Origin of the sequence: Thiocapsa sp. C2-2m (assembly GCF_041903745.1) — a bacterium.
GTDB lineage: Bacteria > Pseudomonadota > Gammaproteobacteria > Chromatiales > Chromatiaceae > Thiocapsa > Thiocapsa roseilacustris.
Genome location: NZ_JBBWVD010000002.1, coordinates 131,710 through 142,709, shown reverse-complemented (window position 1 = coordinate 142,709; position 11,000 = coordinate 131,710). Strand labels below are relative to the sequence as shown.

The window sequence follows — 11,000 nt, the reverse complement described above, 5'->3', positions numbered from 1 at the left end:
CATTTGCGTCGAAGGGCTACCCACCCCACCTCTGGCCTACCGGGACCTGGATCCCATCGGACACGAGGATAACGTGCGCGACATTCTGCTGATCGACAACGGCTCCAAGAGGGCCGATGCCACGCTGAGCCTGAGACGGATCGCAAGCGGTCTCGCCGAGCGTCTCGGCGAGACCGTCCACCCCGTCTCCCTGCTGCACTCGGACCGAATCCCGCCGAGCGCACTCCACGGACAGCCCGCCGACACCTTCGAGTCTTTTCTGCGTCGTCGCCTGAAGGAGGACACCCGGCGTTTTTTGATCCTCCCGCTCTTCTTCGGCCCGAGCCGGGCCATCAGCGACTATGTACCGGAGCGCCTCGAAGCCCTACAAGAGGATTTAGGTTCGTTCGAGGTCCGGATTGCGCGAGCACTCTGCCCACTGCCGGAGGGCGAGCCCACGCTGATCGAGATCCTTCTGGAGCGGATTCATGAGATCGCCTCGGCTCAGGTCATCGCGCCGCGCCGAATCCTATTGGTCGACCACGGCTCGCCCGTACCCGAAGTCACCGAGGTGCGGCGTTGGCTTGCGCGGCAGTTGACGCAACGGCTCGCCGACGACTCCGGTCCTCAGGTCGAGCTCGGCGAGGCGGTGATGGAAAGACGCTCCGGCGCGGAATACGACTTCAACGGAGAACTTTTGGAGGATCGGCTGCGCACGCTCGCGGCGGATGACGTCACGACCCCGGTCATCCTCTCCATGTTGTTTCTCTCGCCCGGACGACATGCCGGCCCGGGCGGCGATATCGCCGAGATCTGTGCGACGGTCGAACGCGACCATCCGGGCTTTCGCGTCCACCCGTCCGCGCTGGTCGGCGGCCATCCTCGGCTGCTCGACATCCTGACGGCGCGGATGGCGGAGATGGAGGCGACACCCGCCGCTTGGACCGACACGCTGGAGCAGGCTCGATAAGGACTCACGGCCCGGTGTGGTCGACGGACCTTGCAAACAGCGTAGTCGGAAACCGCACCGGCTCCAGCAGATGCCGCAGCATCTCAAACGACCCACGACGAGGCGACGGACTGGCCCGAACCACACCCTTCATTTGCACTCGACACCAGCGTGATTTCGATGCGCGGTACGGAGAACATCCCCCGGTGGCCGCGCATCCAGGAGCGTCTCATCGATCGACCGAGGCGAAACCGATGATCGCAGCGTCTTCAGCCGCGATGTCCGCAAGCACCGGCCCGACGCTGCCGCCGATGAGTTTCGACATCAGGGCCATATCCATGGCCGCGAGATAGGTCTGACCATCGGACTTCTCGTACACCGAAATCGAGCAGGGCGCCATCACCGATACGAACTTCGAGTCGTCATCGGCAAACATCCGTGACGCCAGCTCGGGCGAGCAGAGCTTGATGACCGTCATCCGTCCGGGGTCCTGCTGATGATGGGCCACCAGAGATTTCTGAAAGTCGAATGTTTGGGGAACGATCCAACCTCGCGCTTGCGCGTTCTGCACAACGCTCGCCACCGTGGTATCGAAGTCGTACGGGCTGCGCTGCTCATGTATGAACATCGAGCCCATGGAGCAGCCGGCCAGCAGTAGGAACAGACAGACGAAGGAAACAGACAGGCCGTATCGCATAGACATCACCGAAACCTCCTCAATGGGCATGAACATAAAATAATATTAGCATATTCCACTATTCTTGCCGGTCTATAACACTGTCCCCGCCAAGCCCACTCCACCTTGCTTCTGAAATCTCGCTGTCCATCGGGCTAGCGCCCCGGTATCGGGTCAAGCTCGCAGGTCGCACCCGAGCGGTCGAAGGCCGGAGATGTGCCGACCTGCCCGATCCGCACGAACCCGGAGCGTGGGGGCAATACCAGGGACAGACCACGGTTTTTGACTCTATCGGCGGATCGAGCGGATCCGTGTCGGCCAGATCTTTCCGCGATCCACCGGAAGTCTCGGCCCAAGTGCGCCCGACCATCGTCGCGATCTGTTTTTGAAACTGTTCATTGCCCAAGATGAAGGCATTGTTGGTCGCACCTCGAAGGCCGTTCGGCATGTCCTATCGATCGGTCGTTGTCCTGCGGGCGCATCATCACTGGGGATAGCAGGAAACCGTGGTCTGTCCCGGGTTTGCGCTCGGTATCGATCATTCGCGACGCGGCTCGATCCCCAAGAGGCTCATGATGGCCTCGCAGAGGCCGGGAATCGCCGCGGCAACGGCGGGTGTCAAGCCGGGCGACCAACCGACCTCGCCCGGCTGGATCCCGAAGACGATGATCTCGGACGGGAGTATCCCGAGCACCTCGCCCAGCAACAGGGCCTCGGCCAGACCGGCATCGTGCAGGGTTCCGCGCAGGTCCAAGTCCGGGGTTCGCAGGCAGTCCGGGGTGAAGCATCGCCAAGTTCCGGGCATCTCTCCCATCTCGGCCGCATCGACGATGATGGCGCGATCGTACCCTTGCAGGCTCAGGACCAAACCCAGCCCGGGTGTGCCGCCATCCAGCCCCGTCACGCCCGGGGGCAAGGCGGGCAGGGCGTTCAAGACGGCCGCGCCGACCCCGTCGTCTCCGCGCAAGGGATTGCCTAACGCCAAGACCAGCGTGGTCATAGGGGTTTTGGTCATCATTGCGACCAAGCCGGCGCTTGGCGCGGAGCGCCGGGAGCTGCGTGACACCGCAGGAGCGGTGTCACGAGCAGGTCGAGAGGCTGGGAATTCCCTGGACCCTCGGCAAGACGCGGTTCAGCATGTAGGACTCGCGCCGATGGCGGGTGTGCTTGGCGGATGAATGCGCGACGATGGACTCGTTGGTCACCTCGCGATAATCGGCGAGCGGCCGGATCCCGCCATCGCTGCTGGCGATGGACCCGTCGATGAAGCAGTACTCGTCGTCCCGATGCATGGCGACGTATTCGGTGTCGCGCTCGAATGCCGGGAACTCCAGGCCATGCAGGAGCTGGATGGTCGCGTCGCAGTCCGCACGCGAGGCGACCAAGCGCTCGCGCAGGGCGCGTAGATCCGCGGGCTTGGGGAACTGCGTGAAGCCGCCGACCGTCATGGAGATGGGTTGGGTATGGCGCCCGCAGAGGGTCGCGCAGAGATCCCCGGCAAGCTGCTTCATGCGCAATGCGCGCAGGACGATATCCGGCGCGCTCTTGGCCAGCGGGATCACGCTGCCGAGGCCGAGATAGTCGGGTGCCACCAGCATGTAGATATGCAGGACGTGGCTGTCGAGGATCTCGCCGTGAAAGTTCAGCTTGCGCAGCAGGGTGGTCTGCAGGCTGGGGATGACCCCGAGTGCCTGCTCGGTCGCGCGCAGGGAGGCGGTCGCGTGCCCGACCGCGCAGATCCCGCAGATGCGCGAGGTGATGTGCGATGCCTCGTCGTAGGCGCGACCGCGCAGCATCGCCTCGAAGAAGCGCGGCGTTTTGACGATCTGCAGATCGCATTGGGTCAGCTCGCCGTTCTCGACATCCACGACGATGTTGCCGTGACCTTCGACGCGCGTGACATGATGCACATCGACCTTCAGAGTGCTCATGCCGGCGTCGCTCCTTCCATTTGCATGGTTTGATACTCGACATCCTCGCGGTTCGCCCAAGCCGCGAGGTCGGCCGGAAACAGAAAGTCGTTCGGCGTGCGCGCCCCGTAGAGCAGGGCGACGCGCCCGTACTTGCCGCGCTCGTCCAGCACGTCGGTGATGAGCGAGCGCAGGGGCGCGAGCCCGAGCCCGCCGGCGATGAAGATGATGTCCTTGCCGTGGAAGCGGTCGATCGGGAAGCCATGCCCGAAGGGTCCGCGGACCGCGATCATGCTGCCGACGTCCAGGCGATGCAGCGCATCGGTCAGCTTCCCGACCCGACGCACGCACAGCTCGAAGGAGCCGTTGCTGCGCGCGGGCGAGGAGCAGATGCTGATGGGCGCCTCGCCGATCCCCAGGATCGAGACCTCGACGAACTGCCCCGGCTTGTGGTCGATGGTGAAGCCGCTCGGCAGCTCGAGATGGAACCACTTCTCCACCTCGGTGAATTGCTCGACCTCGACGATGCGCGCCGGGGTCGGCATGTAGATGGAGGAATTGGTGAGCGTTTCGCGCAGGAGAGTGGTCATGACCGCGACGATGCCTCCTCGGTGGCGGGCCGACGCCGCTGGGCCAAGGTGTTGAGCAGGCCGATCGGCGTAATGTGGGCCGGACAGGAGAGTGCGCAGCGTCCGCAGCCGACGCATCCGAGCAGACCGTAGGACTCGTATTGATATTTGCCTTTGCGCAGGAAGCGATGGCGCAGCCGCCGCGCTTGGGAGCTGCGGAAGTTGTGTCCACCCGCGACCACGGCGAATTTCTCGATCAAGCAGGAATCCCAGACACGGACGCGTTTGCCGTGCTCGAGCTTCAGATCGATCTCGTCCAACACATCGAAGCAGTAACAGGTCGGACAGACCTTCGTACATTGACCGCAGGCGAGACAGGTGTCGCCGACCTCGTCCCAAAGCGCACTGTCCTGACTGGCCGCAAGCAGATCCGGAAGATCCGTTACGTCGCAGTCCAGGCGATAGTCGAAGTTCGGCCACTTCCCGGCCATCACCTGGTTCGCGCGGTCGTAGTCGGCCTCGACGGGCTCCCAGAACAGACTCAAGCCCTCGATCAACTGCTCGCCCTGCTCGGAGCCGATCTCGACCGCATACCGGTCGCCCAGATCGGTGAGGTGAACGTCGAAGCCCTCCGGCACGGCCAGCGTGCCCATGCTCTTGCAGAAGGCGTGGTCCATGCAAGGTTTCAGGCATTCGATGCTGACCAGGGTCGTCTTGCGCCGACGTGCTTGATAATGCTGGTCGGTGTGGCCGGTGGCCTGGATCTTGTCCAGCAGCGTGATGGCGTGCAGGTCGCAGGTGTGCAGGGCCATGATCACCGTGGGCTGGATCTCTTCGATGAGCGGGGACATCTCCATCGTCTTCGCGTTGAAGGCGAAGAGGTCCTCGCGCGGCGGCAGGAGGTACTTTTTCGGCGGGAGGACGCTGCTGTGGTAGTCGAGAACCAGATCGTCCGCGTTCTCGATCTCCTCGAAGATGTACTGACCGTAGGTCTCTCGGGGCGCCACGACGCGGTGGGTGGCACGCCGGCGTTCGACCCACGCCTTGAGCGAGTGCTTGGGAAGTATTTTCAACGGGATGTCCCTCGACGACGGAGGATCCGGTGCATCCGGTGGCGGCACCGGTCGGGATGGAGCCGAATGGCTCCGGATCGGTCGGTGCCCTCGGGTAAAACGACCATGCGATGACTACGGGATTACGAGAATCCTCGCAGGTCAACCATCCGGGGGATGCAGCGCAAGCTGCGCAAGACCTTGTCGTTGCGAGGGTGCTCAAGCGAAGGAGGACAGGTATCGACGAGGTCGGATGGATTCAGCCCGGGTGGGAACGCCCGCAGGAATACCAGGGACAGACCACGGTTTTCGGGAAGAATCGGGGACGAACCACGATAGCTTATGCATTACTTATCGCTTAGACGAAAAATTTTGGATACTCACTCAAGAAGTCTACAGGCGGATATCGGAGACATTTTACGAAACTGGCTTCGGACAATTGAGCACGGAGGTGAGTGCCTTCCCCGAAGCTTAGCGCCCGAACATCGCGTGCACCGTGCACCACGCGCACGATGATGACTTCCTCGTGGGTGAACCGGGAATACAGCACCTAGTCACGGTGAAAAGTCCCGGCGATGCCGGGACCTGAAGGGTCTCGCGCTAAGGTTCGGGTTTCAGACGCACGGTGATACCTAGGTAATCCGCATAACCCGGTGTGAGACCGTCGGTCGTGATACCGAACAGCTTTGCCTCGTCGAAGTCGATGTTTATTACGCCTTCGAGACTCATGCCTTCGATGCACATCGGAGGTGTGAACTTTTCGGCGTTCTCAGCAACTTTTTCGATAACGACGCTCTCGAAGGCGCGTTCCAGGATGTTTTGGTCGTCGGAGGTCCCGGAAACGTTGCACATGGCACCGAAGCCGGTGTTGGACGGAATGATGCCCTTGACCTTCGGCACGAAGCCAAGCTCGTTCGCTGCACAAAGACTATTGTCGATGCCCATCTCGGTGCTGAAGGCAAGATCCAGGCAGGCTGCGAAGAGTTGGCAATCAGGTGCAGCGTTCCCCTGAGCCGAGAAACAGCCCTTCAAATCGTCGAGATCATCCGTGTAGTTGTCCTGCGAGCGGTCCAGCACGAAAACCACGTTGACCTGCTTCAACGCGAGATCGACCCCGACGAATTTGTCGTTGGCGTCCTCGTCTTTGATGCCGATTTCCGGAGGCATATCGACTCGGCCGCAGAGCAGGATGCTGTCGTCCTGACTGATGTCTTTTGCGACGGTTTGTTGGCAGTTGCTCTTGACCCGCTGACGTTCAACGAGGTTAAGGTCGCTGACAGGCAAGGTCAAACAATCCTCGCCTTTGAACCCATGGCAGACCCCGCGCTCGATGGAGCCGATCAGGGTCGTGCAATCGGCTCCACGAATCGCACTGCACTGACCGCGCAGGCCGGGTAGGGGCAGTGTCGAGCAATCCTCGGGGAGTAGATCGCCGACCGTGTCCAGGTCCTCGCCCGCGCTGGTGCAGAATGACTGAAGATCTCCGCACTGTGTCATGCTGGCGAAGATCTGATTAAAGACATCATCGGCGATCAGCACGCTGATATCCGCACCGACTGCAGCGACCTCGGCTTGAGTCGGCAACCGTGCGGGCGTCAGGGCGGCACCCGGAGATGCGTCGACGGCGGCTTCTTCGCAGGTGCTCTCGAATTCCGCGCCAACCGAGATGAGCAGTGCGTCCTCGGTGATGTCGGCCTTGATCGGGCCTGGCGTGAAGAGCGAGCTCTCTGAGTCCTGTGCAAAGGCATCAGGATTGACGCCTGCATCGTTGAGGCCCATTGCGTCGGGCTCGCCGAGTTGCAGGTCATCCAAGAATGACTGCTCGAACTCGAATTCGCCCACTCCGAACTGCTGGAAGATGAACTCACCAACAGCGAAGTCAAATCCGGTGAACACGAACGCTAAGGCACCGCCGACGGCGCGGCCGAGCGTATCAAAAACAAAACAGAGTGCCCCACCCCAACACTGGATGGGGAACGAGCCTCGGGTCAAGGGATCAAACCCGCGGTTAATGACAACGTCGTTGCAGGTTCCGACACATTTGGCATAACAGGCGCCACCGGGGCAGTCGGCGCTCGTTTTGCAGGACTTGCCTTGATTTTCGCCGCCGGTACATTTGTTCCCCCGCCCCGATGGGTCCAATGGGCAGTTCAAATCCGTCGTACAAGCGGCACCTTCAGCCGGCCCTTTCGCGCATGTGCCCGAGGCGCCGCCGCTCGTCAACGGCCAACAGGCGCTGTCTCTCAAGCACTCCAATCCGCCGGGGTTCGCGCAGGTCCCGGCTTGCACATAGAGCGGTGTGCCATCGGAATCACGGATATCGAAGGAAAAGGTGAACGCGTCCTTGTCCGGCGTTTTCGTCTCGATCTGCTGTTCCGAGATGGTGACGTCGAAGCGGATGTCCGCGATGTCGACCGCCGCTTCGACATCGACCTTGGTGCGTGCAATGCACGTGTCGAAGATGGGATCTCGGATCGTGCAAGAATCGCTGGCGCCGACCCTGAGGTGCACCGTCGGAAGGCGAACCGTGAGTCCGAGTGCGCCCTCGACGAGATCGACCTGGCAGGTTGGAGGATCGCCGCTGGGGTGCTCCGACGCCCAGGTCGTAAAGTCGAGCTCTCTGAGCACCAGTGGAATGTTAGTCAAATTGCATGAGCAGTCCGGCTTGATATCGAAGGTACCGAAGGTCTTGCCGCTTAGGTTGGCTTTAAGATCGTCCGTGAAGGTGTCGACGGCCTTTATACAGGTCGCGTTGAAGAAGCTTTGAGCGGCCGCCTTTTCCAAGCCGATCAGGAAGGCGCCGTCGACCGACGCGGCGCTCATGGCTTCGGCGATCTCCCCGCGGAGGCGGCCGTCTAGGTTCCACAAGAGGTCGCGCAGCTGCGGACTCAGGTCATCGTCGATAAAGCGTTGGATGCGTGCCGGCATCTCGTCGCGCAGGCGATCGAGCACACTTGAATCGAGCTCTTCGTCGGGGCGCAACAACGACTGGCGCGTGCTCTCGGAACCGGCAAGGATCTGCGAGAACTCGGCATCGAGCGGCCTTTGGACGGCACCGAGGGCGAAGACGACATCGGTGTTGAAGGTGCGCAAGCCGTCGCTTGTGGCGGCATCGACGATCACCCGGTTGGATCCCCGCAGGAAGCTACCGAGCGGCGCCGTGCCCGCGGTCGCATCCGCGAAGGAATGTTCGGGAAGCGACGCGTCGAATTTGACCAGACATTCCCGAGGAGTGGTTTGGTCGTCCCCGGCGCAGATCTGGCGGTCGGGAATCCCGACATCCAATGACAGTCCGTTGACGGCAAGGGAGCTGATCTCCTTGCCCGCGCAGACGCTCCCGGAGACCTTGACGGGCGCTGTCAGCACGATCTCTTGATCCGCGGGGGAATCGACCGTGATGGCGAAGGCGGATGCCTTTCCGATATCGGCCAGATCGTCGCGGTAGCAGCTCCGATTGAGCGGAGTGCGCGGTAATGGTTGACCGGAGACTCTAAAGAGATGGCCGCCAGGCGGCAGTCCGCTCAGTCGCACTTGAAGGGTGTTGGTCTGGAGCGGGACGGCGATTCCCGTGTTGGTATCCGATGCAGCTTGCCGATCCAGCGCCTCGATGGCGAGCCACTCGACGTCGACATCCACAGGGCTATCGATACCGCAACCGGCCTGCATCTGGAATCGGCACTCCCCGGGTGCGTTGCAGAGTACGCCGCCGGGTGTCGGGAGCTGTGTGGCGGGGTCGACACCGATCTCGGCAAGAATGTCGACGCCGTTCAGCTCAATTTTGAGCGTGTCCGCGTCCACGAGCGGCAGAAAGGCGCTCAACTCGACGCGATCGTCGTCGGGCAGGGAAAGCGTCTGATCACGCGGACTCGTCACTTGAATGAAGGGCACGATTCCGCAGTAGGCGACGTCCTGGAGGGCGCCTTTCTTGCCGACCACCCGCAATACGGGGTTCTTGTGGAACATCGTGTGGTAGTTGCCCGCCGGCGAGGTCGTGACCCGCCAGAATCGCGGATCGATCCGGCTGCCGAGATAGGCGATATCGCCGTCCCGAACATCCTCGATGATGGCCAACAGCTCGCCATTCGCGTCGATGGAGACGAGATCGGCCTGGATTTCGGTCGCCTGACCGCCATCGAGCTCGATGAAGTGGGTCGCAAGACAATCGGCCGGGCGCCGGCCGACCCGATAGGGGAGGGAACAGGTCACGCCCAAATCGGCGAAGGCACCCGCGCAGTCGACGTCTTCGGCATCGGTGAAGCCGTCGCAGTCGTTGTCGATGAAATCGTTGCAGCTCAGCTCGACGCCGGGCTCCGGCGGGTCCAGCGCGACGGCTCCGCATTCGGTGTCGAGGCGGTCTGCGGTGCATTGGAAGGCACCGATCTGCCGACACGCCCCGACCCCCGCGGCGCATTCGAGTCCCAAGATCGGGAAGCCTTCATCCGTGACCCCGTCGCCATCGTCGTCGATCCCGTTTCCGCATAGCTCGGGTTGACCGAAACCGGCACAATCCGGATCGGCGAGATCGACGAGTCCGTCGCAGTCGTCATCGACACCGTTGGCGCAGCTCAGGCCATGGATCGTACCTTCCTGCTTCGGCGCACCGGGTTCGGCGGAGCATTCCGTGCGTTCCCCGGCCGCGTTGCAGAACTGTACCCCGTTGCGTTGACAGATTCCGACGCCGACCGTACAGATCGTGCCGACGTCAAAATCGTTGTCGATGACGCCGTCGCCGTCGTTGTCCAAGCCGTCGCACTTCTCCGGCTCCTGACACGCGGGCTCATCGAGGACGTCGATCCTGCCGTCGCAGTCGTTGTCGACCCCGTCGAAACAGTTGCCTGCGGCGAGCGATTCCTCGGCATATTCAATGATGGCGCTGGGGGTATTCTCGCAGGTAAAGACGCCGCGACCGATCAGAGCGTCAAGATTGTCGCCCGGCGATGCTTCATAGGTGACCGGGCCAGCCGGGTTTTTGCAGACCAGGATTCCGCCGGTCTTGCAGACACCTTCCAGTCCGGGGCTTTCGTGGAAGACACAGAATCCGTAGCCTTCATCGGCGACGCCGTCACCATCGTCGTCGACAGGAATACCGTCGGCCTCGACCGGATCGAATGCGGGAAAGGTCGGATCAGCACCGTCGATCAGGCCGTTGCAGTTGTCGTCGACGCCGTTACAGCGCTCGAGTGCGCCGGGATTGATGCCGGCGTTGCCGTCGTTGCAATCGCCGCACGGTTTGCCCGAAGGATCGCATTCATCCGAACACACGGCATATCCGTCGTTGTCGTTGTCCGGACATGCTGCCGACTCGGCAGCATGTAGGGCAGTGGGGGACAGCCCGAGAAGAACTAAGCCCAGTAAGGTCGGAAGTAGTCGTCCGATGCGGGCTTTCGGATGTACCGGTGGATTGGAGTCTCGGGTTGGCGCCAAAGTCCCTGAATGTGATCCCATGAGAGTCTGCCTCAGCTCGACAAGCTTAAGGTTGATCAACGACGCACGCAGTCTTTAATCGTTGGAAGCCTGCGCGACACTGGACATGTCTCGGGGCCTATCCGAGGCGACCGGAGGGCGTCGTAACCGGTTCCGTACGCTCGACGAGTTTAGCAGTTTCCCCACGGGATGCAGAGGATCTCGATATCCAGCGACGTAAATTCAGTCGACAGTCGGGTCGCACTGACCGGCAATTCGAAACGAGCAATAGGGGACGAGGAACAAATGCCAGGGACAGAAAAATACCAGCGAATACCAGGCAAATACCAGGGACAGACCACTACTTTTTAGCGATATCCGCAGATTGAGCCGATCGGTGTCGGCCAGCTCGTTCCGCGATCAACCGGAAGTCTCAGCCCAAGTGTGCCACGACCATCGTCG

7 protein-coding genes are annotated in these 11,000 nt (G+C 61.9%); 1 reads left to right on the top strand and 6 read right to left on the bottom strand.

The annotated features are described in order from the left end of the window. The first annotated feature begins 73 nt into the window (after nt 1-73). Nucleotides 74-949, top strand: coding sequence for a sirohydrochlorin chelatase (locus AADX97_RS02010; RefSeq protein WP_374231902.1), 876 nt, complete (start codon nt 74-76; stop codon nt 947-949). A 208-nt stretch (nt 950-1,157) separates the two neighbouring features. Here the strand turns inward: AADX97_RS02010 and AADX97_RS02005 are convergent, their stop codons facing one another. From AADX97_RS02005 to AADX97_RS01980, 6 genes are all read right to left on the bottom strand, one after another. Continuing rightward, complete coding sequence (locus tag AADX97_RS02005) at nt 1,158-1,625, bottom strand: DUF302 domain-containing protein (protein WP_374231901.1); 468 nt, start codon at nt 1,623-1,625, stop codon at nt 1,158-1,160. Between the two features lie 517 nt (nt 1,626-2,142). Then, nucleotides 2,143-2,619: a hydrogenase maturation protease gene (locus AADX97_RS02000; protein ID WP_374238739.1), complete on the bottom strand. Its 477-nt coding sequence runs from the start codon at nt 2,617-2,619 to the stop codon at nt 2,143-2,145. 64 nt (nt 2,620-2,683) lie between these two features. After that, nucleotides 2,684-3,535 carry a nickel-dependent hydrogenase large subunit gene (locus AADX97_RS01995; RefSeq protein WP_374231899.1) on the bottom strand — a complete coding sequence of 284 codons (852 nt, stop codon included), beginning with the start codon at nt 3,533-3,535 and terminating at the stop codon, nt 2,684-2,686. Beyond that, nucleotides 3,532-4,104: an FAD-binding oxidoreductase gene (locus AADX97_RS01990; protein ID WP_374231898.1), complete on the bottom strand. Its 573-nt coding sequence runs from the start codon at nt 4,102-4,104 to the stop codon at nt 3,532-3,534. The genes AADX97_RS01995 and AADX97_RS01990 overlap by 4 nt, the downstream gene beginning before the upstream one ends. Beyond that, nucleotides 4,101-5,156, bottom strand: a complete 1,056-nt coding sequence (locus tag AADX97_RS01985) for a 4Fe-4S dicluster domain-containing protein (RefSeq protein WP_374231897.1) — start codon at nt 5,154-5,156, stop codon at nt 4,101-4,103. Before AADX97_RS01985 ends, AADX97_RS01990 begins: the two co-directional genes overlap by 4 nt. Before the next feature lie 579 nt (nt 5,157-5,735). Further along, nucleotides 5,736-10,397 (bottom strand): MopE-related protein, encoded by a 4,662-nt coding sequence (locus AADX97_RS01980; RefSeq protein ID WP_374231896.1) that lies wholly within the window; start codon nt 10,395-10,397, stop codon nt 5,736-5,738. Nucleotides 10,398-11,000: the final 603 nt, after the last annotated feature.

What these genes read in the sequence shown, in the direction of transcription:
- AADX97_RS02005 (WP_374231901.1), bottom strand. Translation starts at nt 1,625, where the DNA reads ATGCGATACGGCCTGTCTGTTTCCTTCGTCTGTCTGTTCCTACTGCTG.
- AADX97_RS02000 (WP_374238739.1), bottom strand. Translation starts at nt 2,619, where the DNA reads ATGACCAAAACCCCTATGACCACGCTGGTCTTGGCGTTAGGCAATCCC.
- AADX97_RS01995 (WP_374231899.1), bottom strand. Translation starts at nt 3,535, where the DNA reads ATGAGCACTCTGAAGGTCGATGTGCATCATGTCACGCGCGTCGAAGGT.
- AADX97_RS01990 (WP_374231898.1), bottom strand. Translation starts at nt 4,104, where the DNA reads ATGACCACTCTCCTGCGCGAAACGCTCACCAATTCCTCCATCTACATG.